The organism is Euzebyella marina, from assembly GCF_003687485.1.
GTDB classification, from domain to species: Bacteria; Bacteroidota; Bacteroidia; order Flavobacteriales; family Flavobacteriaceae; genus Euzebyella; species Euzebyella marina.
Genome location: NZ_CP032050.1, coordinates 2,851,911 through 2,877,732 on the forward strand (window position 1 = coordinate 2,851,911; position 25,822 = coordinate 2,877,732).

At 40.2% G+C, this 25,822-nt stretch carries 16 protein-coding genes; 13 read left to right on the forward strand and 3 right to left on the reverse strand.

The window, feature by feature from the left end; genetic code table 11:
- Window positions 1–85 precede the first annotated feature (85 nt).
- From D1013_RS12285 to D1013_RS12295, 3 genes are all read left to right on the forward strand, one after another.
- Window positions 86–712, forward strand: a complete 627-nt coding sequence (locus D1013_RS12285; RefSeq protein WP_121849108.1) for an SDR family oxidoreductase — start codon at window positions 86–88, stop codon at window positions 710–712.
- A gap of 66 nt (window positions 713–778) precedes the next feature.
- Window positions 779–1,354, forward strand: coding sequence for a DUF4251 domain-containing protein (locus D1013_RS12290; protein WP_121849109.1), 576 nt, complete (start codon window positions 779–781; stop codon window positions 1,352–1,354).
- Between the two features lie 39 nt (window positions 1,355–1,393).
- Window positions 1,394–2,074 (forward strand): metal-dependent hydrolase, encoded by a 681-nt coding sequence (locus D1013_RS12295; RefSeq protein WP_121849110.1) that lies wholly within the window; start codon window positions 1,394–1,396, stop codon window positions 2,072–2,074.
- A 100-nt stretch (window positions 2,075–2,174) separates the two neighbouring features.
- On the opposite strand, the gene D1013_RS12300 is transcribed toward D1013_RS12295, so the two are convergent.
- Both D1013_RS12300 and D1013_RS12305 read right to left on the reverse strand, forming a co-directional pair.
- Entirely contained in the window at window positions 2,175–2,537 is a 363-nt protein-coding gene (locus tag D1013_RS12300; RefSeq protein ID WP_121849111.1) for a DUF779 domain-containing protein, read from the reverse strand.
- 1 nt (window position 2,538) lies between these two features.
- Complete coding sequence (locus D1013_RS12305) at window positions 2,539–4,062, reverse strand: aldehyde dehydrogenase family protein (protein ID WP_121849112.1); 1,524 nt, start codon at window positions 4,060–4,062, stop codon at window positions 2,539–2,541.
- A 196-nt stretch (window positions 4,063–4,258) separates the two neighbouring features.
- Here D1013_RS12305 and D1013_RS12310 point away from each other — a divergent pair, with 196 nt between their 5' ends.
- From D1013_RS12310 to D1013_RS12355, 10 genes are all read left to right on the forward strand, one after another.
- Complete coding sequence (locus D1013_RS12310) at window positions 4,259–5,179, forward strand: AraC family transcriptional regulator (RefSeq protein WP_121849113.1); 921 nt, start codon at window positions 4,259–4,261, stop codon at window positions 5,177–5,179.
- 111 nt (window positions 5,180–5,290) lie between these two features.
- A complete protein-coding gene (locus tag D1013_RS12315) occupies window positions 5,291–6,346 on the forward strand; it encodes a sensor histidine kinase (protein WP_121849114.1) in 1,056 nt (351 codons plus the stop codon).
- Window positions 6,343–7,023 (forward strand): LytR/AlgR family response regulator transcription factor, encoded by a 681-nt coding sequence (locus D1013_RS12320; protein WP_121849115.1) that lies wholly within the window; start codon window positions 6,343–6,345, stop codon window positions 7,021–7,023. Before D1013_RS12315 ends, D1013_RS12320 begins: the two co-directional genes overlap by 4 nt.
- 102 nt (window positions 7,024–7,125) lie before the next feature.
- Window positions 7,126–7,890: a dioxygenase family protein gene (locus D1013_RS12325; protein WP_121849116.1), complete on the forward strand. Its 765-nt coding sequence runs from the start codon at window positions 7,126–7,128 to the stop codon at window positions 7,888–7,890.
- 5 nt (window positions 7,891–7,895) lie between these two features.
- Complete coding sequence (locus D1013_RS12330; RefSeq protein WP_121849117.1) at window positions 7,896–8,573, forward strand: pirin family protein; 678 nt, start codon at window positions 7,896–7,898, stop codon at window positions 8,571–8,573.
- A gap of 217 nt (window positions 8,574–8,790) precedes the next feature.
- Entirely contained in the window at window positions 8,791–9,939 is a 1,149-nt protein-coding gene (locus D1013_RS12335) for an efflux RND transporter periplasmic adaptor subunit (RefSeq protein ID WP_121849118.1), read from the forward strand.
- A gap of 64 nt (window positions 9,940–10,003) precedes the next feature.
- The gene (locus D1013_RS12340) at window positions 10,004–13,195 is read left to right on the forward strand and encodes an efflux RND transporter permease subunit (protein WP_121849119.1); all 3,192 of its coding nucleotides are present in this window, start codon (window positions 10,004–10,006) and stop codon (window positions 13,193–13,195) included.
- Window positions 13,196–13,205: 10 nt separating this feature from the next.
- A complete protein-coding gene (locus tag D1013_RS12345; protein WP_121850719.1) occupies window positions 13,206–14,732 on the forward strand; it encodes a TolC family protein in 1,527 nt (508 codons plus the stop codon).
- Between the two features lie 385 nt (window positions 14,733–15,117).
- Window positions 15,118–20,682, forward strand: a complete 5,565-nt coding sequence (locus D1013_RS12350; protein WP_121849120.1) for a hypothetical protein — start codon at window positions 15,118–15,120, stop codon at window positions 20,680–20,682.
- A gap of 197 nt (window positions 20,683–20,879) precedes the next feature.
- Entirely contained in the window at window positions 20,880–22,088 is a 1,209-nt protein-coding gene (locus D1013_RS12355; protein ID WP_121849121.1) for a patatin-like phospholipase family protein, read from the forward strand.
- Window positions 22,089–23,051: 963 nt separating this feature from the next.
- Here D1013_RS12355 and D1013_RS12360 read toward each other — a convergent pair.
- Window positions 23,052–25,766 carry an HD domain-containing protein gene (locus D1013_RS12360; RefSeq protein WP_121849122.1) on the reverse strand — a complete coding sequence of 905 codons (2,715 nt, stop codon included), beginning with the start codon at window positions 25,764–25,766 and terminating at the stop codon, window positions 23,052–23,054.
- Window positions 25,767–25,822: the final 56 nt, after the last annotated feature.

Sequence of the window (25,822 nt, forward strand, 5' to 3'; positions counted from 1 at the left end):
GTATGTTTTTTATCCATCAAGAATATACCCAATAACACAATTCATAATGGTTCTACCTTCTTAATTTCATGACATAAAAAAAATTATGGAAAATATACTAGTAGCAGGTGCCCACGGCACGACAGGTCAAAAAGTTATCTCTCTTTTAAAAGAGTCGCAATATTTTAAACCGATTGCAATGGTTCGTAAAGAAGAACAAGCAGAAAGGTTTAAAAGTAAGGGTGTAGATTCGCGATTGGGAGACCTTGAAAAGAATTTAAACGATGTTACCAAAGGCATTGACAAGGTTATTTTCGCGGCCGGTTCCAAGGGTAAGAACCTTGAAGGCGTAGACCAAGAAGGTGCCAAAAAGCTCATTGACGAATCTAAAAAGGCTAACATAAAGAAATTCGTAATGCTCAGTTCGATAGGCGCTGGCCATCCGGAGGAATCTGATAGATTACAAGAGTATTTAAAAGCCAAACACAATGCCGATGAGTACTTAAAGAAAAGCGGACTAACCTATGCCATCGTCAGACCTGGAACCTTGACTAACGAAAAGGGTACAGGCAAAATAAAAACGGCGGATAGATTAGAAGAGCATGGTGAAATTTCTAGAGAAGATGTTGCCCAAATATTGGTAAGGGCACTGCATGACGACACGGTTATCGATAAGGCCTTCGAAATGGTCGCCGGTGAAGAATTGATAGGTGCCGCGATGGATAAGGTGTAAGGTAGGACCCTAAAGTTTAAGAAGTATTTAAATAGATTAATGGCCAAATCTTATTAACTTTTCGATATGCAACCACGATTTAAAAAATATCTTGTTTTTTTCGGATTGGGACTCTCTCTCTTTTTAGCAGTTTGCTGCGGTTCATCAAAGAATCAAACAGCGAAGCGCTCATTAGAGCTTCTTGATAGCTTGGTGGTTGCCAAGAGATTTATGGTCAGCGTTGATAGGGCCCAGCCCATGATGACGACTAGCATGCAAAGTATTGCAAATGCGGGTCTTTTTCCACCTGGCAGTGCACCTGGTCAGCTTTATCTTTCTGGCGGATACAATATTTTAAAAGTCAAGGGAGATAGCGTCGAGGCAAATTTGTCTTATTGGGGAGAACGACAAATGGGTGGAGGTTATAATACCAGAAATTCAGGTATTGAATTTAAAGGGTTGGCCGAAGATTGGGAATATTCTAAGAATGAAAAAAAAGGAAGCCATCGATTTAATTTTCAAGTAAAAAATGAAATGGAGACTTTTCAGGTGACTATCAATCTGTTTTCTCAAATGAATTCAAACATTCAGGTCAACAGCAACCAGCGTTTTACTATTGGGTACACAGGCACCGTCAAAGAATTGGAAAACGATTCCTTATAATCCCTAAAACAAACAATAATAAATAAACTACAGAATTTAATGAAGATTACTTTTTACGGACAGAATACACTGGCAATTGAAATGGGAAGTAAACATATAATTGTAGATCCCTTTATAACCGAAAACGGTCTTTCAAAAGACAAAGTGAACATCAATGATTTGAAGGCCGATTACATTTTTCTGACTCATGCCCATTTTGACCACACTTTAGATGCCGAGGCTATAGCTAAGAATACCGACGCCACCATTATCAGCAATTTCGAAATATACAGCCATTACGATGCCAAAGGTTTAAATGCTATGCCTATGAATCACGGAGGAGTTAGAACCTTTGATTTTGGTGAGGTCAAATACGTCAATGCTATTCATACCAGTAGTTTTTCAGATGGGAGTTATGGCGGAAACCCTGGCGGTTTTGTAATGTCTTCTGAAGGAAAAAGCATCTACATTGCCGGAGACACCGCTCTTACTATGGATATGAAGCTTATACCGATGTATAAAAAAATCGATTTGGCCATTCTACCAATAGGGGATGTGCTTACCATGGGAGTAGATGATGCTATAATAGCAAGTGATTTTGTGGAATGTAATCGTGTTCTTGGGGTGCATTACGATGCTTTCCCGTTTACCAAAATCAACAAATCCGATGCTTTGAAAGCCTTTAAGAAAGCTGGAAAAGAACTAGAGCTCCTGGAAGTTGGCAGCTCACTTACCGTCTAAATAAATTTTATTCGTCATCAAATTAAAAACCCCATGAATTTATTTCATGGGGTTTTCTTAACATAAGAATTCAACAAAAATCAACTAACGTTTCCGTCATTCAATGAAAAGGAGTTAAATCTTCTAACTCCTCTTCCTTAAAAATTCTTGATTTTATTACGAATCGGAGTCCCATCGGAATTTCAAGCGAAAAGCTAGAACCTCTTCCGGTTACCACATCAACGGTCAATTGGGTATGTTTCCAATATTCATATTGATCTTGGCTCATGTAAAACTCACAATCGTTTACAGTTCCTAAGAGAACATCGGTCTCGTTGAGCATCAGTTCCCCTTTGGTATAGCACATGGGTGATGATCCATCACAACACCCGCCGCTTTGGTGAAACATCAGTTCCCCATGTTGTTCCCTTAATTTATCGACCACCTTTTTAGCGGCATCCGTTATCAAAACACGTTCTATCATATTAGAAAAAACCCATGGCATTCTTATCGTGAGAAATAAGCATATTCTTGGTCTGTCTGTAATGGTCTAACATCATTTTATGCGTTTCTCTACCGATACCCGATTTCTTATAACCACCGAAAGGCGCGTGGGCAGGGTAGAGGTGGTAACAGTTGACCCAGACCCTACCAGCTTGCACGGCACGCGAAACTTGGTACGCTTGGTGCGTATCTCTTGTCCACACACCAGCACCTAACCCATATAAGGTATCATTCGCGATTTCAATAGCTTCTGCCTCATCTTTAAAGGTAGTGACACACGCAACAGGCCCGAAGATCTCTTCTTGAAACACTCTCATCTTATTATTGCCCTTTAACAGGGTAGGCTGTATGTAGTACCCACCTTCAAGACCTTCGTTATAGGCCGCTTCGCCACCTGTCAACACTTCGCAACCTTCATCTTTACCGATAGCTATGTAATTTAATATTTTCTCATACTGATCATTGGAAGCTTGAGCGCCCATCATAGTTGTCGGGTCTAATGGGTGTCCCATTTTTATGGCCTTGACCCGCTCGACCACTCTTTCAATGAATTGGTCATAAATACTTTCTTGCACCAAAATTCTGGAAGGACATGTACATACTTCCCCTTGATTGAGGGCAAACATGGCGGCACCTTCCAAGCACTTATCAAAGAATTCGTCGTCGGCGCTCATGACGCTTTCAAAGAAGATATTCGGACTCTTTCCTCCGAGCTCCAAAGTAACGGGAATGATGTTTTTAGACGCGTACTGCATAATCAATTGACCTGTAGTCGTCTCTCCCGTAAAGGCTACCTTATTGATTCTTGGGCTAGAGGCCAATGGTTTACCGGCTTCGACACCAAAACCATTGATTACGTTTAGAACACCTTCAGGTAGAATACCATCAATAAGTTCCATCAGTATCATAACTCCGACCGGTGTTTGTTCTGCTGGTTTTAGAACAACGCAGTTACCTGCAGCTAGGGCAGGGGCTACCTTCCATGTGGCCATCAACAATGGAAAATTCCACGGAATAATTTGTCCGACCACCCCTAGAGGTTCTTTAACATTCATAGAAATGGTAGTTGAATCGAGCTCACTTACCGTTCCTTCTTCAGCGCGAATAACCCCCGCAAAATAGCGAAAGTGGTCAACGGCAAGGGGAAGGTCGGCAGCCAATGTTTCGCGAAGTGCCTTACCATTATCCCAAGTCTCGGCCCGGGCCAATTCTTCTAAATGTTTTTCCATTACATCGGCAATCTTCAAAAGTCGATTGCTTCGGTCGGCGGCCGAACTATTGTTCCATGCCGGGGCGGCTTTCCAAGCGGCATCTAGAGCCAGTTGAACATCTTCTTCGGTCGATCTGGCCACCTGGGTAAAACTATTGCCATCTACCGGGGAAATATTATCAAAATATTGTCCTTTAACGGGAGCGACCCATTTACCGCCTATATAATTATCGTACTTACTTTTGAAATTGGGTTTTACCAATTCCTCTTTCTTGATAGTGCTTACATCACTCATATTCTGTAATTTTAAGGAGTTGAACTTTTGAATTATTGACTACCAAATTACTTGGTTCTCGTTCCACTTCTTAGTACGATACTATCAATCAAGTGAACTATTCTATCGAATTTTATTAAATCGATAAAAAAAGGAGGGTTGTACCATCAATTTAAAAATATAGTTAGTAGATTAAAGTGATTTTGAAATTTACGCTATGCAATTACCTGACTCATTTTATGGTTCTAGAAAGTTGGTCGACATAGTCGAAAACCAAACGACCTACGAATTGAAAGACTCGGCAATGCACATTTTTGAGACCCATGCCAAAGCAGAACTCGTGCAATTACAATTTGGTTCACCCGTGCTTGCGAGCATGTTGCAAGGAAAGAAAATCATGCATCTTAGCAACAAACAGTCTTTCGACTTTCTACCTGGTGAATCGTTGATCTTACCTTCGAACGAACTTATGTCAATCGACTTTCCTGATTCTAGCAAGAACACACCCACTCGTTGTCTCGCCCTGGAAATTGGTGAAGATCGAATCAAAAAAGTAGTACAGTTCATGAATGAACAGATGGAAAAAGCCGATGGTAATGAATGGCGGTTAATGGACTATAATTTTCATTTTACGAATGATCCGGGCCTTTACAAAATCATTCAAAGAATTGTTTATCTATATGCAGAGAAACACCCTTCTAAAGACTTTTTTGTCTCTAACATGATGCAAGAACTGATCGTTCGCATATTGCAGGCAAATACACGAAAGACATATAACGACCATAGCAAAGAGCTTTCAAGTACGCACCGTTTTGCCTATATCATTGAGTACATTAAACAAAACTTACCCCAATCGTTAACGGTTAAAGAGCTGAGTGAAAAAGCATATATGAGCGAAAGCAATTTTTATAAGGTATTCAAACAAGAATTAGGGCAGTCTCCCATCGACTTTATCAACCAAGAAAGAATTGCCAAAGCTACCGACCTGTTGAAGGATGAAGAATGCAATCTCACCGACGTTTTTCTATCATGTGGTTTTAAGAACCGTTCTTATTTTAACCGCATGTTCAAAAGAATTAACGGTACGAGCCCCAGTCAATACCAACAGCGTTTAAAGGAAGAAGGTCTGATAAATTAAGAAATCCGAAAAGGACCTTTGCTACCTCATTAACCTCAGAGAACATAGTTTTTACCGCAACAGTTTCAGATTTATAGACCGAAAGAATACTTTTATCTTTTAATTCGAAGTATGTATTCGTTTCTCAAAAACAGACACCTGTTAATCAATATATTAATAGGTTTGGCCCTCCTGAGCATACCTGTTCTAACTTCGCCTGATTTTGGTCGTGATGTATCTTTATTCAGTATTAGCGGCTTTCAACAAAGCCTAGTCTCCTATATTTTACTGATTTTCTTTTACTACCTGAACTACTACTATTTCATTCCCACGTTTTATTTTAAAAGAAAATGGTGGTGGTACGCCTTGCTAATGATTGTTTGTTATTTGATGGTAAGTAGGGTGCCCGAAGTTTTGTTTTTCAATCAACCCGAACCTAACGTACCATTTGAAGTGCCACCTCCTAATCCGTATCCTTTCAATGATTTACAACCCAGACCATTTGATATTTTTAGGTTTCGAGATTCTTTTATATTCCAATACTTAATGGTTTTGGTCTTATCACTACTTCTCAAGATGGACAATCAATTGAAAACCGTAAAAAGTGAGAAATTGAAAAGTGAAGTATCGTACCTGAAAGCTCAAATAAATCCACATTTCTTGTTCAACACCCTTAACAGCATCTATGCCTTGGCACTAACAAAATCGGACAAAGCCCCTAAGGCCATCTTAAAGTTGTCGGATATGATGCGGTATGTTGTTACCGAAAGTGACTCTGACAATGTTCCTTTGGAAAAAGAGTTAGCCTATATTTCAGATTATGTGGCACTTCAACAATTGCGTATTGGAGGTAGTTTAGACCTAACCTTTGAAATTAAGGGCAGCGCACAAGGTAAGGTTATAGCTCCCATTATTTTAATCAACTATATCGAAAATGCCTTTAAATATGGTGTTAACCCTAACGAAACTTCTAAAATTGATATTTACATTAGCGTTGATGAGCAAGGTGTTCTGCTTGATCTGACGAACATTATTTCGGTACACAAACAGACTTTATCGGAATCTACAAAAGAAGGGCATCTCAACACCAAAAAACGTTTAGACTATAGATATCCTAATAAATATAACTTGGATATCTTACAGAAAGAAAATACCTATCAGGTAAAACTTTACATTCAATTATTATGATCAAAGCGGTCGCCCTTGATGACGAATCGTTGGCACTACAAGTGTTGCAAACCTATTGTGAGAAGACCGATGAAATTGAACTAGTTCAGGTATTTACAGAGCAAAAAAAGGCCATTCGATACTTGAATAAGTTTGATGTTGACCTACTTTTTCTCGATATTCAAATGCCCGATTTAAATGGTATCGACCTTTATAAAACCTTGAAGCAAAAAACCAAGGTCATTTTTACCACGGCCCACAGCCAGTATGCGGTAGAGGGCTTTAACGTCAGTGCTACCGACTACCTTTTAAAACCCATTTCGCCCGAACGGTTTCACCAAGCCATCGAAAAGGTAAAAAGAGAACTTCGACTCGAACACAATGATGTTGACAGCACCCATATATCGATTCGGGCCGATTTTAAACTTCATCAAATAGCTTTGACAGACATTTTGCTAATTGAGGCATTGGACGACTATATTCAGATACATTTAGAAGGCGACCAACGTCTTACGGCAAGGGCAACCATGAAGGGAATTTTAAAAAAACTGCCTCAAACCGACTTCAAGAGGGTACATCGCTCCTTTATCGTACCGATCGGTAAAATCAGGTCGGTTTATAAAGACGTTATCAACATAGGTGCTTTTAAAATACCTATTGGCAGCACTTATAAAAAAGACATTTTAAAAAACCTTTAACTTTTTCAGCGCTTTTACCGCTGACAAACATGCTTTTACCTCAAAAATTGAAAAGTGACCTACCTTCATTTTAGTTTTGGGTCAAATACTAATACGAAAACTATGCAACGTAAAGAATTTATCAAGGGTTTGGGTTTGGCAGGCTTGTCGGTCAGTAGTCTATTGTTAATGGGCTCTTGCTCTAGCGACAATTCAGATTCTGTTTACGACGATGAAAGTGATACCGATTCTTCAACAGACGATTCGAGCGATACCGATACGGCTTCAAGTGATTGCCAAGTCACTCCAAGTGAAACCGAAGGACCCTTTCCTACCAAAAATCCGGAAGATTATGAAAGGGTGAATATCGTTGGTGATCGAACAGGAATTTCGTTGGATATGGATATTACCATCAGAAATGTTAATGATGAATGTAACGCTTTGACAGGTGCTTTTGTCGATATTTGGCACTGCGATAAAGACGGAAACTATTCGGAGTATGGTGGCTCAGGCATGCAGCCGACCAATTATGTCAACAATCACTTTTTAAGGGGAAGGCAAATTTCGAATTCAGAAGGTTTAGTAGAATTTACGAGCATATTTCCAGGTTGGTACAATGGCCGGTCTACACATATTCATGTTCACGTATACGATGAAGAAGGTTCTTCACTTCTAGTTACCCAGATTGCTTTTCCTGAAGGTGAAAATAGCGCTGTCGTCCGCGTCAATGCCGCCAGCGACCAAGGCTACACCAAGGGAATGAGCGGATATACTTATCATGAACGTGATAATGTGTTCGGTGATGGAGTAGAAGAGGAACTGGCCAATGTTTCAGGAAGCAACTCGGAAGGCTATACATTGACACATGATATTTATGTAAAAGCTTGATTGTAATGACATTCGTTCAAAAAGCTCGCATATTCAAATCGTTTCAGAGAGAATCGCTATTGTCGAGAACCAACGAATGCAAAAGCGTACCGTGCGGCAATTATGCACATGAACTAGGAATTCTCAAAAACTTTGATGATGAAATAGTTGCTCCCAACGCTACTAAAAGTTATAGAATGGTCGCGGGTGAATCGATGATTATCTTTCCCTTGGTCGAAAGTTTTAAGGTGGAGTTCAATAATAAAACAGTAAGCCTAAAACCTGAAGAGCTTATCATAATTCCGCATTCAGAAACCCCGACCTTAAATATCATCAATGCCCATCAATCGAAGCTAATCAACTACCTCATAATAAAGGTTGAGAAAGAATTAAATTTCAATCATATTAAATCCAACTATTTAAAATACAATTATTTTAATGATTTATTTAAAAGTGAAAGTTTAAATATCTCTTTTGGAGTTTTTGACGGCCGTGAGGAAGCAACCTATCAGATGACGAGTCCTCATCACCTTCTTTTTACGCACGTTATCAATGGTGCTTTTGAATTTCAAAATCGCCTTTTAGAATCTAAAGACTCTTTGTCGCTAGAAGGCTTCGATACCGTTGAAATGGAGTCGCTTTCCGAAAATGCCATCATTTTATTGTGCGAACTGTCCTCATCCGCACTAAATACAGTTAATTAATCCAAATATTCACTTCACCCATTAAGAACCTCATATCAAACCTTGTATTTAGATGGTATATTTTTAACAATATGCACCACCCATTTAGGATTTCTCAAAAAAAATAGCCCAAACATCCATCTCTCGTTTAGCTGCGTATTTTATCACAAAGCACGAACCAGTATTTCTTTTAGTTAGTTGTTAATCGATCCTATACTGGTAATATAAGAATTGAAATATGAAAAATCTAAACTACTTATTCACTAAGTTCGGTTACTTTATTATTGCGCTCTCTATCATCATGTGTGTTTCTTGTCGAGAGGAGGAAGTCGTAGATAAAGGTTTACCACTTCCTGTGATGAGTGTAAAGGAAACCAAAGCAGCGAAAAATTTTGAGTACATAGGTTCTATCGAGGGGGTCGAGTCCGTTGAAATAAGACCACAGGTAGATGGTATTCTTGAGCACATTTATGTTGATGAAGGAGAATTTGTCACCAAGGATCAAGTACTTTTCAAAATCAACAGTCAACCTTACATGGAAGACTACAAGAATGCAATGGCCAATGTAAATCTTGAAAAGGCAAAGCTAGAAAAGGCTCAAACCGACGTAGATAGATTACAGCCGCTTATTGACAACGAGGTTATTTCAGAAGTACGAATGAAATCTGTGAAAGCAGATTATCAAGTAGCACTATCTTCCTTACAACAGGCCCAGGCACAAGCAGCCAACATGCGTATCAACTTAGATTTTACCACTATAAAAGCTCCAGTGAATGGGTTCATGGGGCGTATTCCAAAATCCATCGGAAACGTAGTAAAGAAAACGGACTCAGAACCGCTAACCAATCTTTCAAATGTAAATGATATCTACGTGTATTTCTCGATGAGCGAGTCGGACTATTTATATTTTGAGCGGGCAAAAAACGATACATTATCAAAAAGGAATAAAGTAAACGACGAGGTAAAACTCGTACTTGCTGATGGCTCTGTTTATGAACATAATGGTAAGATTGATGCAAACTCCGGGCAGATTGACCGTTCTACCGGTTCTATTACGCTAAGGGCCAAATTTAGTAATCCGGATACTCTTCTAAGATCAGGAAATACTGGAAAAGTATTGGTAGAGGAAATTTACCCAAATGCAATACTGGTTCCACAAGGCGCTACCACTTTCATTCAAGATAAAAAGTTTGTTTTCGTTCTTGACGAAAATAATTTGGCCCAGCGTCGAGAAATTATCACCCGCGGACGATCAGGTGATAATTATATTGTTGATACAAAAAGCTTATCTCCAGATGACCGCATTGTTATTTCAGGTTTGGACAAACTAGCGTCTGGCATAAAAATAAACCCGATTCAACGCGGACAACTTACCAGCAACTTGTAATATTCCCCAAAAAATTTACTAGTACTTATTTCGTATTAAAATTAATAACGAAACAGATTAGCCAATGTTTAAAAAGTTAATAAAAAAGCCAGTATTTACATTGGTTATAACGATAGTATTGATACTTGCCGGAGCGGCCAGTATTACTTCACTACCTGTTGAACGTTTCCCCGAAATAGCTCCCCCCAGCGTGAGTGTGGCGGTTTACTACCCAGGAGGTAACGCCGAAACAGTGGCAAAATCTGTGCTGTTACCCATCGAGGAAGCCTTGAACGGTACGGAGAATATGACCTATGCAAATTCTACTGCAACGAATTCCGGTCGTGGAAGGGTAACCATATACTTCAAGCCAGGAACAGACCCCGATCAGGCTGCCGTCGACATTCAAAACCGTATTTCCGTGATTACGGAAAAAATACCCCCAGAAGTAACAGAGGCCGGTATTTCGGTTACGAAAAGAATGAAGGGTAGTATAATGACTATCAATATTTTTAGCAAGGATTCTACCTATGATGAAACCTTCCTTAATGCCTATACGCGTATCAATATAAGAAGGGAACTTAAACGAGTTGAAGGTCTTGCCGAAGCTTCTATATTGCGCCAGCGTGATTATGCCATGCGAATATGGTTGAATCCTCAAAAAATGGCATCCTATAATCTCACGCCCAGAGAGGTTTATAATCAGATAAGGGATCAGAATTTTGAAGCTGCACCGGGTAAGTTTGGTGAAAACTCAGATGAGCTTTTCGAAATTGTAATGAAGTATGATGGGCGCTTCAATGAGATTGAGGAATATGAAAAACTGGTAATAAAAACCAACAAGGCCGGTGCCCAATTGCGGCTAAAAGACATTGCCCGCGTTGAATTTGGAGCCTCTAATTATACCAGTGAAAACCGGCTTGATGGCAGACCCTCGGTGACCATTGATATAGTTCAGATGAACGGCGCCAATGCTAAAAGTATCGATGAAAGAATAAGGGAAATTCTTGAAGAACAGAAAAAACTTTTTCCTGAAGGTATTGATTACGAAATCACCTATAGTGTAAGGGATCAGATTGATGAATCGATGAGTCAGGTGATGCACACCTTGGTTGAGGCCTTTATTCTGGTGTTTATTGTTGTATTTATATTCTTGCAAGATTTCAAGGCCACTATTATTACGGCAATCTCAATACCAGTTTCGTTATTAGGTACCTTCTTCTTTCTCAACATTATTGGAGCCTCCATGAACGTACTTAGTATGTTATCACTTGTACTGGCAATCGGTATTGTGGTCGATGATGCCATTGTGGTTATGGAGGCTATTCATGAGAAAATGACGCACCATGGCCTTTCGGCCAGAAAGGCGGTTGCAGCGGCGATGGATGAAATTACAGGGGCAATCATATCTATTACCGTAGTGATTGCAGCAGTATTTTTACCCGTGGCTTTCTTGAGTGGCCCTGTTGGTGTATTCTATCAAGAGTTTGCATACACCATCATTTTTGCGGTATTGATTTCTGCAATCAATGCATTGACACTCACCCCTGTACTTACAAAAATATTCTTTGGAAAGAAAAAGCGTAAGAAGGAAAAAGAGGGAATGGCCAAAACGGTTTCGGAGCTCCGAACAGTACGAAAGGCCAAGGTTGCCAAACGTAAGGGACTACGCAAATTTGATTTAGGTTTCGATAAATTTACCAATAAGTACCTTAAAGCTGTACGTTGGTTATTAAACTATAAATGGGTTGGAGTAGGGGCCCTCGCAGTTATTATCCTATTAACAGTGTTCCTTTCAAGGGTAACCCCTAGCGCATTTATTCCGACTGAAGATGATAACTTCTTGATTTTCTCAATGAAAATGCCAGAAGGGTCATCACTACACAGAACGAATGCCGCACTGAGAAAAGCAGATTCAATTCTTCAGCTTGATCCCGCCGTTAAGGGCGTTAATACAGTGTCAGGTTTTAACGTGGTCGATAATGCCAATAGCCCATCTTCGGGATTAGGATATGTACAGTTAAAACATGCTTCTGAGCGTGGAGATATCCAAGAAATTTCGGAAGTAATAAAACATTTGCTTTCAAAACTTGATCAAATTGATGAAACGGATTTCAATATGTACCCAAGACCTACCATACAAGGTTTTGGTAATTTTGATGGGGTGCAATTCATGCTTCAGGACCGATCGGACGGTGATTTAGGTGAGTTTGGTCAAATCGTAAATGAGTTTATCAATACATTAAGTAATCAAAAAGAGGTAGATAATGCATTTACTTCCTACAATCCTAATTTCCCACAGTATCGCTTAAATATCGACTATGACAAGGCAAAGGCACTAGGTGTTAGTGTTAAAGACATGATGTTTACCGTTCAATCCTATTTTGGTCGTGTACAACCCGGAGATTTCAACCGATTTAGTAGACAATATGGGGTTTACATGCAAGCGGATATACCATTTAGGGAATCCCCAGAATCATTTAACAGCATATTTGTAAAGAGTGATAAGGGTTCTATGATACCCGTAAATACTATTGTTCGTCTTGAACAGGCCTATGGCCCTGAAGTGGTCAACCGCTACAATCTTTATAATGCCGCCAAAATAAACGTAACCCCTGCAAAAGGGTACAGTACCGGTGATGTGATGAAGAAAATTGAGGAACTGACCAGTGAAAAATTGCCTGCTAGTTTGAGCTATGAATGGACCAGCATGAGTCTGGAAGAAAAAAACTCGGGCGGTGATACGATTATTGTTTTTATAATCATTATTCTGCTGGTGTACTTTATCTTGGCTTCTCAGTATGAAAGTTTTTTACTTCCACTTGCCGTAATGCTATCACTTCCTGTGGGGATTTTTGGAGTCTTTGCCGCAATTAATATAGCGGGACTGGATAATAATATTTACGTACAGATAGGGATTATTATGCTGATTGGTCTTTTGGCGAAAAATGCCATTTTGATCGTAGAGTTCGTAGCACAAAAAAGACGTACGGGTCTTTCCGCCTTTGAGGCAGTCTTGGAAGCGAGTGCGTTACGTATCAGGCCTATTATCATGACTTCACTTGCATTTACGGTAGGTCTAATTCCTTTGATGTTCGCCGAGGGATCTTCGGCCCAAGGAAATCACTCGGTAAGTATAGGTACTGCCGGTGGAATGGTCGGGGGAATCGTCTTAGGTATTTTCGTCATTCCGGTAATGGCCTACATTTTTCAAATGTTGCATGATAAATATAACCTAGAGCGCTTTGGGGATAAAGAAATTATTGAAGATAACTAACCCGGTCACCATGAAAAAAATGATTGATATACTAGCCTCAAAAAGATTACCAAATAATGGTTCGTGGATTGGTGCTGGATTTATACTTTTTCTATTCATACTCATAAGTAGCTGTAAGGTGGGGCAAAGATATGAGCGCCCAGAGTTCAATGAAATTTCCGATGAATTCTATGTAAAAGATTCGGTTTTAAATGACTCTCTTGCAAGGACAACGATTAGTAGAGATAGCCTAATGATGTCTCAAATTCCGTGGAAGGAATTTATTGAGGATAGTATCTTAACAGCGCTTATCGACACTGCTTTAGTGAACAATATCGATTTACAGAAAGCGATGCGCAATATCGATATTGGTGAAGAGTATCTGGCGCAATCAAGGGCTAACTTTCTACCTTCTGTCAACGCAACCCCTTTAGGTTTTAGGAGGGAGTATTATTCGGAAAATTACAATAACTATGGCTCTAACCGTGCGAGACGTAATCATGGAGAAAATCCGCCAACAAGTTTATATACAGAGCGTTTGGAATATAGCTCGGCTCTACAGTCGAACTGGGAACTCGATATCTGGGGAAAACTTAGATGGAAGAAGGAAGCAGCGAGGGCAGCATTTATGAAATCCCAAGAATTCAAGAAAGCGGTACAAACCGAGTTGATTGCAGAAGTAGCATCAACCTATTATAACCTGATTATGCTCAGGTCTCAGGTTGAAGTAGCGCAGAAGAACTATGCCCTGAACGATAGTACCTATAACATTGTAAAGTTACAGTATGATGCTGGCGAGACAACTTCTTTAGCGCTAAGACAGACAAAATCACAGCAGTTAAAGGCGAAATCGTTAATCCCCCAATTAGAGCGTGAATATATCGTACAGGAAAATAAACTGAATAGATTGTTGGGCCGATCTCCAAGAAATATTGAACTGAATAGCGATTTTGACGAAGTTCAGTTTCAGAGCAAATATAATATGGGTGTTCCGATTAAGTTGATACAGAACCGACCCGATGTTGCGATGGCAGAATATGAACTGATGCGTAAAAACGCAAATGCAGGAGTCGCAGAAGCCTTAAAATACCCATCGTTAACCATTGATGCAGGACTTGGTTTAAATTCATTGGATTTTGGAAATTTAATAGACCCGCTTAGTTCAGCCTTTGCCCTGTTGAACGGTTCAATCTTTCAACCCATTTTTAATAATAGGAAGTTAAAAACTAATTATCGCGTGGCCTTATCGGAAAGGGAAATCGCTCAGTTGGAGTTCAAGGATAATTTAATTCGTGCAGTTGAAGATGTTTCTAATTCATTGACCAGACTCAATAAACTCACGGAAGAATATAAAATTGCCCAGGAGCGTATTGAAGTCACCCAAAGAGGTTTAAAGGATGCGGCTTTTCTTTTCAAAGGCGGATTTGCCAATTACCTCGAGGTAATCACCGCACAAAGTGACGCTTTGGAAAGTGAACTGAATGAGATCAATGCAAAAAGACAAATTTTAATTGCCAATATAGAGTTATATAGAAGTCTAGGTGGAGGCTGGCAATAAACCCTGAGAAAAATCAAACTTTTTGTCGGATATCATCACCTGAAAATTACCAAAAGTGATCTATCAACTACTTTGGGTCTAAAATAGTGGTAACAGCAGTTCTTATACCACTAAAGAAAACTTGTGGATTCTTAAAAAATCGTCCGATTTGGACAAAAAAAGCCCTCAAAAGGGCTTTTTTTATGCCATTCTCTTAAAATTTAAATCCAAACAGCTTTTTGTGTAGGCTATACAATGCCATCATCCATCTGTACAAATTACCCTACAATCTTTCCCGTTTCAGATTAATTTCAACTGATCTTTAAAAGGTACCCGCTCAAAAGCGGCTCTCTCCCGAACCTTCGCGATTTCAAAAAAGGAAACTTATAACTATCAAATCAAGAAAATGGAAAGAGTAAGTGTAAATGGTAGGCTCGTGCCGCTAGACGGGTCTTCAATTACCAATGAGTACACAGGTCACTTTTTAAAAGTGAGCTACAATCAGTTGATTCAAGGCCATTCAATTTTTAGCAAAGATCGGGTGGATGTTGATCCAGAAGGAATCTTTAGGTTCTTTGTGCCGAAAAAAGAACTGCTGGCCACCGAATTGATCATTGTTGAGGCATATGCCCCTGATGGTGAAATGATGGGAAGCCAGAGTTACAGCCATGGGGCTCTTAATTCTGCAGATATACCGATCGGTGCGGAAGACAACACCCAAGAACTGGAAATTAAGATCAACCCAAAGATTATCACCTTCAATCAATCTTCGCCCGCCGAATCGGCTACCAAAAAGCTGAACGGACGGGTCATCGATATATCTGGTGACGGAAAGACCTCGCACCTAGAGGTGCTCATCATGATTTCTGAAGATGCCTCTGCGGATTTTGATGTACAAAAATTCAAAACGGTATTCTCGGCGACTACCGATGGCGACGGCTACTTTTATGGTAGTGTCATCAACCAGACCGTACAACAGGCTTTTGGGGTCATCGCCGGTAGCGAAGACCAACCCATAACCATTCCGTTAGAGAACAATAAATTGCCCAAGCAGGTTCTGTTAGTTGCCGACCTGTCGGGCAGACCAGAGGAAGATGGGTGTGGCTGCTCGTCATCTACGCCCGTGCTTCCCGATGGTGAAGACTTGGTGCACTCCAACGCTTTTTCCCAAGATATAGGCGGTTCTTGTGTCGACTTTACCATACCCAACCGAACCTTGGAAGAGTTTAGCTTTTACCACACGGTTCGAACTACAGAGCCCGAAATAAAAGGACTCACCATTAACGCCAAGCAGACAAGACACATACGCGAAGAACTATTCGATATTAGCGACCATGCCTTTAAGCTAATCGGTAGAATGAACAATTCGTTCACTTCCTTATCCATGGTGCCCTATACTATCGAAGAGGATAATGCTCCCCAACAAAAAGTGGCACGGGCTACCGATGGCAATACCCAACCCGTTGCTCAAACCCTTAATGCGTTTCCGAACTATCTTCTTAAAATCAATACCGGATTAAAAACGCCGTTCAAGATTAATACCAACGACCTTATAGCCGTTGAAAACCGTTTAAGACCGGCCGATATCGTCAAGCTAGCGGCGGAACAGGCCAAAAAACGTAAAAAGCTTGAAGCGCTTCATAAAAAACTGGCCTCTGCCTATTGTGGAAAAAATGGAGTACAGGAAGCTAAAACCTATTGTGAGACCTTGGCCGAAAAAGACACGCTAGACCGTGAAGAGTTACGCTCTTTAATCGGCCATGTCGAGAATGTCAGGGCCGAAATGAACCTTTCGGCAGCCCTAAAAAAACAATTTGCGGGCGGACTATTAGATTTGGAAAAGTTGGTCGAAAAGCAAAATGCTGATGCCAAAACCATGTCCGCCGTAGGCAAAAAGATAGAGGCGCTGATTATTACGGCGGATAGCGACTCTAAAAATCCCGAGACAAAAGAAATTATGTTGGGCTATTTGCGCCGTATTGTAATTGAGCTCGCCCGTGCTGAAGAAGGTTCCACCCTTGATTTTGACCCCTGTGTCATTACCGCCAAACCCGATAATATGGGTATTCTCTGCTTGATACAGAAATTCAAGGAACTGAAAGAAACTTTACAGAACAAAAGCATCTTTACGTTGGCGGAGATTTTAGAGATCAAGGCCTACTACGATATATTTCTCAATAGCATAACCGCCTTTCTCAACCTGCTCGACGAATTTTACACATTCTACCGTTCCAACCTTCGTTTTGCCACCGAGCTTGACGATGATTATTTCTATGAGCACTACGACGAAATCAAGAACACGCTCACTAGCACCAAGCGTCAGGTTAATATCGCCCTTAAAAGGGTGGAAGAACTGCGCCGTGCCTATTTACAGAACCATCCGGGTAGGGTAGAGCTCAGTGTTGAAAATAGCATTGATTGGGACGATACCCCGACCATTTACGAAAATACGACCATTGCCAACGGACATATTCTGCATTTCAAGCAAAAGTGGAAAGCAGCCGGATATTCATTGGGTGACCTCCTATACAGCCTGCCATTGGCTCCCTGTCAAGAAAAGCATATTGCCATTGTTGACTGGGATCGCAATGAAACCGGTATTCGTACCGAAGAGCAGGTGGCTACCGAACAACTTCAGGCCCAAATTTCAAGGGATCGCGATATTACAGAAATTATGTCTTCTTCATTCGACGAGTCGATCAGTGCCTCTTCTTCCAACAAAACCTCCTCGACCAGTGCCGCCATCGGTGCCGGCGTGGGAGGTTTTCTCAAGGGCGTCTTGTTCGGTGTCGCCGGTGGTGTCGCCCATTCCGGAGCTTCCTCTAAAAGTAATGCCAACCAGAATTCATCAAGAAACCTTTCGGCGAATGCGCTCAACCGCTTGCAAGATTCTACATCGCAATCGGCATCAAGCCTTCGCAGTCAACGTAGTACGGTGGTGCAAAGTGTTTCGCAAAACGAATCGGTGAGCGTACAGACCGAGGTAATCAAGAATAACAACCATTGCCACGCCATGACCGTGGAGTATTTTGAGGTATTGAAGCATTACGCCATCGAACAAGAATTGGTCGATGTGCAAGAATGTCTTTTTGTACCCATGCCCATGAGTCATTTCGATTTCAAGAAGGTACTGCGGTGGAAGAATACCCTGCGAAAAGGAATGTACGGGCGAAAGCTTCTCCGTGGCTTTGATGCCATCGAGCGCATAGAAAACAATTATGCGAATTCAGACCTTCCCATTGGTACCTATGCCGATGTGCCGATTGAGGAGTTTACAGGTCATTTTACCATTTCTTTTGAACTGGACCGGCCCTATATCGCTGAAATCAATGAGGCCACCAAAACCGAACAATATGACCTTTCCTTACCGTTCCCATGGTTTTCGGGATGGCTCAAATTTCCTTTGGAGAGGGAAGTACCCCTCACCGAAGCTGAAAAGGACGCTATTTTTGAACAACAGTACGCTGCTGACATTGTGCGCAAGTTTATTGACCAAATGTCTTTTCACGCCATAGCCGATAACGGAAACGAGGTATTGCTCGACTTTGATGTGACGTTGTTAAGTACCTATCGAAAGGGTGTACCGTTAAAAATAAGTATCAATGCAGCGAGTGTGCCCGAGATTACACGCAGACAGATAAAACACCTTCGATTTAGGGCCAATACCGCAGTGAAATCCTCATCAAAAATCATCCTCCGCTCGGCATACCTGCATTATAGAACGGCCCATTTGAGCGAATACATTCTTCAGAAAAACAATATCAATAACGATATCATTAATTTGAAGACCGTGTCAATAATTAGTGGCACGGTACAAGTAACCGATGCCGCTTTGTTCTACACACCGATGAACAGCCGCGAAGTCCGCAATCCCCGAAAGGAAGACCGCGAAGCAGCCGATGCCTTGGTCACCTTTTTGAACGAATACCTTGAAATGTCACATAAGGTCATTTGGGCCAATATCGATAGCAGCCGCCTTTTCGGCCTGCTCGATGGGTATATCGCCCCACATAGTGGCGGAAGAAGTGTGGCCAGTGTGGTGGAAAATAAGGTAATGGGTATTGTGGGCAATAACTTGGTTCTTAAGGTGATTCCCGGGCAACGATTGGATCCTGTGTTCAGGAGCGTCGATGACCTTTTGGAATATTATCGACCAACCACCAAGCCCGACCCGTATCGTCTGAGCGTACCGACCAAAGGGGTCTATGCCGAATCGGTCATGGGCAAATGCAACAGCTGTGAAGAAATCGATGAGACCCGCCATTGGCGTTTTAGCGATGAGCCCTGCGGATGCGATGCCACCGAAATAGAACCTGTATCGACCGCTAGCCGTCGAAGCGAACCAGCCGACCTACAGCCCAAAGATTTTCCATCGAATATCATCAATATGCAGACCGCACCTGCGGCACCGGACCCAACGGGATTGGCAGCCGCATATGGATTGCTCGGCAAATCGGATGTTTTTAAGGATATGACCGGACTTGAAGGTACCCAGGCCAATGCATTGCAGGCCCTACAGACCACTTCGAAAAGTGCGACCGATATGGCCAGTATTTCCAAAGATTTTGCCAATCTGGCCTTGATGGGATCTCAAAAAGAGGATGGTGCCAAACAAATCGAACAAATCAAAAAACTGAACAAAGATGGTTATCTCAATGATGAGGAAACCACCGCACAGATTAAGAAAGTACTCGATTCGTATACGAATGCAGCCGATAAGGTTTCCGGTAAAAAAGAGGGAGAGAACAAAGATGCGCTGACCAAAGATCCTGAAATTAAGAAGGCCATTTCGAATGCCAGCAATTCAGAGAACGGAAACATCAATGTGAGCAGAACCACACCCGATGGCTCTGAAACGGTATCGGTGTCTAAAGATGACAAATCGGGAACGCCCCGTATTTTAGAGAATCCTGATTTAGATGCTGAATCCCGAAGCTTTCAACCGGCTACTTCAGCCGCTCCCGGTAATGGTAGCAAAACGGGCGAAGCCACCTTTTCGGTCAGTATTTCGAATATGCCTGCCGGTGGTTATGTAAAATGGAGCGTTCCACCTGCGAACGATGGCGATTACACCCTTAAAAACGGACCAAAAGCGACCATCGGCAAACAGGTAACTGTTCAAGGCATCAAACCGGGCCTCAGCCATATCGACGTAGAAGTGAAAAATGTGAGCGACCAAACGGTGCAGAGCTTAAAACTACCGTTGAGCATTCCGCAATTCGTAACTATTGAAGAGTCCGCAGCGGAGTTTGACCAGGCATTGACCGATTTGGGGCTGACCACTTTAAAAGATGCCATTATCGGTACGGCCAAAACCACCTGCGATCATCTATTGGTGGGCAGTAACGTACGTACCATTTGGCAACTGGGTACTTTCTCCGAAACCTTACCAGCCCATATTCCTGCGAATAAGGTGACAAAAATGACGGTTAGAAACCAGCATGCCACCGACTTGTACACCATGGGCGTTACCCATAACGTAGCCGGAGCGGTCGATAATATTGTGCCCAACCGTACCATTGATATCTATCCGAACGCGTTTGACGACTCGTTACCAAACGGAGCCGTTGACCCCACCGGATTAGATGTGGAAACACAAGCGCTGCTCATTCAGTTAAAATCGCAAGGGGTAGGGGGGGACCCTCAATTGGAGCAGTTCGCCAGTGATTTTTACGGTCGCCTAATCGGGGAAACAATGGCCCATGAAATCATTCACGCACTGTTATGGTATATTATTGAGAAAAACGGCCATAACGACCCAATGATTGCCGACGATATCATGAACAACGGTAGCCGACGCACCTATACCCAACGTACCGGGTTTGTCGATGATGCCATGCAGAGCCCCGTTGATCCCGATAACTTTACCGATAACGGTTTGGGGGCCATCAATAGGTTGCAAGCGGTCAATCAAGAGCGAATGGACCAGCATTTTCCGGTGCCAGGCGCGCGAATGACCTCCTTTAAATAAGCGTAGTAGTTAGTTTAGGTTGATAGTTGACGACCACTATTTTAAAAGGGTAGTGGTCGTTGCTTTATACGCCGGCGAACAGAAAACCCAAAAAATAGGGGGATTTGCTTGTGAGCGTTCGTCCCGCAAATTTTTACTTTTAAAGGTGAAATAGAGCCAACAGGTAATTTCTGAATGCAACAAAATAAAAACAACTGATGTTCAATATTTTAGCTTTAGATGGGGGTGGAAGCTGGGCCATTATTCAATTATTGACCCTCAAACATCGGTATGGCAATATCAAAGGGCATGAGCTGCTTCAAAATTTCGATTTGGTGATTGCCAATTCGGGAGGCAGTATCGTTTTGGCCGCATTAGCGGAAAACTATTCCCTAGATCAGGCGATCGGTCTGTTCAAGGAAAAGGAGAATCGGGAACGAATTTTTCATCAAAATGCGTTTTTAGACCGTTTTTTTCCGGTGGACCATCTACGTTTTTGGGGCATGCCGTTCGGCCCGAAGTACAGTACCGTTAAAAAGAAGGAAGCTTTTGAATACCTGTTTCCGAATAGCGATAGCGTACAGATGGAAGCCTTGCCCGAAATTATCGGAAAACCTTCCTTAAAATTGGTGGTATGTACCTATGATGCGCTGAACAACCGGGCCAAGTTCTTTAAATCGTATTCGAGCAACCAACACGGGTTTGATTCGGTACGCCTTACACAGGCCATCAACGGTTCATCGAACGCCCCGGTGCAATATTTTGATTTTCCGGTGCGGTTCAAGGCCAAGGAAAGCGAGATTTTCTATGAATTGTGGGATGGCGCCCTCGGCGGATTCAATAACCCCATTTTGGCGGGTATTATTGAGGCCCATAAATTGGGGGTAGACCTAAAGACCATTCGGGTCGTTTCGTTGGGTACCAGTAATTCGCTGATGTCGCAAGCGGATAAGGACAGCTTTTGGAAAGCCAAACAAACGGCGCAGCAATTTAGAAGAAAGAAATGGTACCTCTGGAAACTAAAGGCACAATGGCAATTTTTTAAATCGACCGTATTGAACCAGGCGAAGACCATTTTGTACCAACCGCCCGATACGGCCAATTATATGGCCATGATATTCTTAAAAGCTACAAGCGGACTCGAACCTAACGAGAATATCATTCGTTTGTCTCCATTGATTCATTTTGATCAACAAACGCCTACAGATGTCGTACCGCTGATTGAACAACTGTATTTGTTGGATATGGATTTAACCAAAGAAAACGAGATTCAATTGTTGCTGGATTGTTTTGAATCTTGGAAAAACGGACATCTGTACAACCAACCGTTAGATTTTCGTGTAGAACGCAATAATGACCTGACTTTTATTTCTGGCGATAAGTGTTTTGACGATGGAATGAAACGCTGGAAAGAGTGGAACATATAGTACTTAAAAGACCGCAACCCATCATCTACCTAAATATTCTATTTTACATAATATAAATTATAGTACAAATGCTTATATGGGTAAAACTGCGCCAATACCACCGTATTTGATATAATTGTAGATATGACTGCCTTTAGGCTCATATCGTCAACAATTATGTCATAGCAGTTTTACACGTTGGTTAGTTTCTGTTCCGCATTCGTAAGCTATAATTCTTAATGCTCGATTGCTTTTTAAAATCAAAATACTCAGGCAATTTATTTTAAACCCAATTTGTCATCGTTTACCAACGCTATTTAAAAGCTAGCCTTTGAGCTTTCTTCAAAATTCTCGTATTCAAGGAAATCTATGCAAGATTTTTTTCTACAGCATTCTTATCAGTTTGCCGCAACAGCTAACGGCAGTATTTTGGAAGGTCTAGTAGACCTTTTAAAATATGAGCGAGATGATGCGTTGGCAAAGCGAGATAATTTCTTAGCCCTTGCTAACCTCACATCTTGTTTGAAGTTTTAAGTACCTCTAACATTATGTAAAATAGGACAGAAATTTTAGAGATTAAGTATCTCTGAAATTTTGGGCCAGCTGTAGCGTTGGCATTTACCAATATGTCGTTGAAAGAAGTCTCCTTTCTTTTTTTCTTGATACGCCGAAATATATTTAGGGTGAGTCGGCGCGGTGGCGAAACAAAAAGATACTCATTCATACCTATTGTTTTTTAATGGTATTCGTGAATCTTCGATTTCAAGGCTTACAAATTCCCGATAAATATCGGGATTGGAAACAATGTACGGCTCAGCCGCTACATTTTAGGATCCATTGTAATTCTTAAGACTTCTCTAAGGTTTAAGAACCTTTTCAATTCTCAAGAAAACTAGTAACCAGCCCCCTAAAATTTTTAACGCTCCTCTCACCTACTCATTCAGCGAAAATTATCTCATGCCAATAATGTCCAAAACAAATGAATTATACAGCAAAATCTTCTTTTGTCAGGTAATCAAGTTTTAAACGCCCTTCTTCCAAAATATTATCAATGATTTTATTGGATTTAGCAATAGTTTTATCAACTCGCTCTTCTGTACAATATTGATCAAGAAGAGACTCAATGATATTTAACAACTCTTTCAAAAGCCTTACCTCTTTACTGTTTAATTTCTTTTCATTAACAAATGCTGCGATTTTTAAAATCATGGGATGTCTTGAATTGAAGTGAGCTTCACCATGGTAGGAGAACTTTTTATCTTTAAAGGATGGATGACCCTCCATATAGTTGATTCCAATTTTTTTGCTATCAAATTCTGAAAAGTTATAATAGAGATTATAAGGATCCAAGGAATTTTTTAACTCAAAAAGTTTGTTATATGCGGATTTCGAATAAGAAAGAAAGTATCGTTCTTCTATTTTGGTGAGAGAATTCCCGAATTTGCAAAATGAATTGAAAAATTGATCGATATCATTACGGTATCGGCTAGATTCGGATTTTGTCAAAGATGGAATATTTAAATATTTTGAATGTAGTTCAGCATCATTGACATCTTCGAAAATTACAAATTCTTTGAAATTTTCTTCAATTTGATTCAATGTATAATAGTAAGTTTTGCTTTTAATTAGGAATTCATAACAGAAACAATCTTTTACAAGATTTGCCATTTCTGATTTGTCCTTAAATTCTTCTGATGGCCAGTAATTATATATGAACCATCTAGTTAGCTTAACATGTTCAATACTGTTCGAACTATGATGGATAAAAAATTTATCAAAAACTTGCTTTACTAAATTTACTTCGAAAGCAGCTAACGAATTATTAACAGAATCCTGATTTACAAATTCAGTTCTACTAAGATTAATCTTCAATTTTTTAATAATATTTATTTTACCAAATGTAAAACCAACATTACTTTCATAATTATTAATTAAGACCCCTTTTTGTGAGAAAGCAATACTACCATGATCGGCACCATAGTTTGCTTTATCATCAAAAGAATTAACGTCAATTAGTTGATATAGGTTGACTGATGGTATTTCTTTAAAATTCTTCGGAACTAGTATACCTACAATACCCTCTAGCTCGCTATTACTTAAAGAATACGTCAAAGTTTCAAACATACTTGCAGTTTCACGTTGATTATAGTAAAAATGAGGTAGAATATCTTTATCGAAGTCAATAATCATTTTGTCAGAAGTCAAATTAAGCTTCTCATTTTCGTCCTCAACTGATATTGGTATTTCAGTAAACCGAAAAGTGTTTTCAACAAATTTGGATACCGTATTGACATTGAATTTTGTATGATATTTTGATTTTAAGTGCAATGTGATTTTAGTTCCCGTATTCTCTTTTTTAAAATCTTCAAAAAAATGAAAATAGGCATTCGGGTCTTTGTCAGTTCTAAACTTTAACCCTGGTTTTTCGGCTCTCTTTGTCTCCACATCGATAAATTCGCTGATGAGGAAGAAAGAAAATACACCTATACCAAATTGACCTATTGCTTGAAAATCACTTTGGACAATTTCTTGTTGATAAAAACTGCTAGCCAATTTTCCAAAATAGTTTTCGATGATAAATTCATCCATGCCCTGTCCATTATCCTCTACCGAAATGAAATCTTCTCCAATAACGATCTTTATATTAGGTTTATAGTCATTTTTGGAAAGAGTCCTTTTATAGTTACAGGCATCCACAGCATTTTGGACAACTTCCCGTAAAGCAGCTTCCTTGTTTTTATATAAATCTTCACCTATAAAAGCGTTAATTACATTTTTGACATCGAAGGAATATTTTATTCCCTTCGGATCAAAATCAATATAATTATAAATTGGTTCTAGAGTTTTTAGTTTTAATTCAAAACGCCGATTCTCAATTACATGAATTGATCTGATAGTCTTTTGACATTGTATTAATACGGATGTCACTTTATCAAATTGTTCATCTAAAGCTCCTAAAATATTATGGTCTGTACATTTAACTTCGATTAAAACCTTGTCATCCATAAAATTAATTTGTGTAGTCGCCTTATGTTTTTGCCATTCTTTTCTACTCACATCATTGTCTGGAATGTAATATTTATATAAAATATCAGGTGTTCTAAGGTTACTTATGTCGAGTTCATCAGCAATTCTCAAAATGCAGGACAAATAAGGCAAACAAACAAATTCCCTTCCGTTCTTCACAAAAAATTGGGGTTTGTAAAGTTCAAAATCATTAAGGTCTACTTTTCTATGACCTCGTGCAACCAAACCGATTGCCTCGGCATATTTAGCCGAAGGTATGTGCAATTTATTCCACTCTTCAATTATGAATTTATAGCTCAATTCATGGTGTATATCTCTTATATATCTTTCTGTTGAAAAATCTAAATTATCTTTTCTATACTGTATTAATTCATCGGTATTCGAGATTTCTTTTATCTTCTCTTCAGGAATGCACATTCCTGCATCATGTAGAATACTTGCCGTGCAAAGAATATACAACTCATCAGAGTTTAAAGAGTTAATTTCTTCTTCGGTCATTATTTCGCCAGCTAAATTTAATACCTCAAGTGTATGTTCAATAGAATGGTCAGTATATGTTGGGAAATTCTTTATATATTGCTGTAGTAATTTTGAAATTATGACTTTTGTTGCTTCAAAATCACTAAAAAGTTTTGGGTTTAATTTTTCAAGTTTGGCGGGTAATCTACTCATTGATAAAAAGTTTAAATTATTCTAAATATAATTCTTTTAACAAGAAATAAATTACG

Bases quoted from the DNA above. Each gene is read 5' to 3' on its own strand.
- D1013_RS12330 (WP_121849117.1), top strand. From the start codon at position 7,896: ATGACATTCGTTCAAAAAGCTCGCATATTCAAATCGTTTCAGAGAGAA.
- D1013_RS12310 (WP_121849113.1), top strand. From the start codon at position 4,259: ATGCAATTACCTGACTCATTTTATGGTTCTAGAAAGTTGGTCGACATA.
- D1013_RS12345 (WP_121850719.1), top strand. From the start codon at position 13,206: ATGAAAAAAATGATTGATATACTAGCCTCAAAAAGATTACCAAATAAT.
- D1013_RS12305 (WP_121849112.1), bottom strand. From the start codon at position 4,062: ATGAGTGATGTAAGCACTATCAAGAAAGAGGAATTGGTAAAACCCAAT.
- D1013_RS12315 (WP_121849114.1), top strand. From the start codon at position 5,291: ATGTATTCGTTTCTCAAAAACAGACACCTGTTAATCAATATATTAATA.
- D1013_RS12295 (WP_121849110.1), top strand. From the start codon at position 1,394: ATGAAGATTACTTTTTACGGACAGAATACACTGGCAATTGAAATGGGA.
- D1013_RS12335 (WP_121849118.1), top strand. From the start codon at position 8,791: ATGAAAAATCTAAACTACTTATTCACTAAGTTCGGTTACTTTATTATT.
- D1013_RS12360 (WP_121849122.1), bottom strand. From the start codon at position 25,766: ATGAGTAGATTACCCGCCAAACTTGAAAAATTAAACCCAAAACTTTTT.
- D1013_RS12340 (WP_121849119.1), top strand. From the start codon at position 10,004: ATGTTTAAAAAGTTAATAAAAAAGCCAGTATTTACATTGGTTATAACG.
- D1013_RS12290 (WP_121849109.1), top strand. From the start codon at position 779: ATGCAACCACGATTTAAAAAATATCTTGTTTTTTTCGGATTGGGACTC.
- D1013_RS12355 (WP_121849121.1), top strand. From the start codon at position 20,880: ATGTTCAATATTTTAGCTTTAGATGGGGGTGGAAGCTGGGCCATTATT.
- D1013_RS12320 (WP_121849115.1), top strand. From the start codon at position 6,343: ATGATCAAAGCGGTCGCCCTTGATGACGAATCGTTGGCACTACAAGTG.
- D1013_RS12285 (WP_121849108.1), top strand. From the start codon at position 86: ATGGAAAATATACTAGTAGCAGGTGCCCACGGCACGACAGGTCAAAAA.
- D1013_RS12350 (WP_121849120.1), top strand. From the start codon at position 15,118: ATGGAAAGAGTAAGTGTAAATGGTAGGCTCGTGCCGCTAGACGGGTCT.
- D1013_RS12325 (WP_121849116.1), top strand. From the start codon at position 7,126: ATGCAACGTAAAGAATTTATCAAGGGTTTGGGTTTGGCAGGCTTGTCG.
- D1013_RS12300 (WP_121849111.1), bottom strand. From the start codon at position 2,537: ATGATAGAACGTGTTTTGATAACGGATGCCGCTAAAAAGGTGGTCGAT.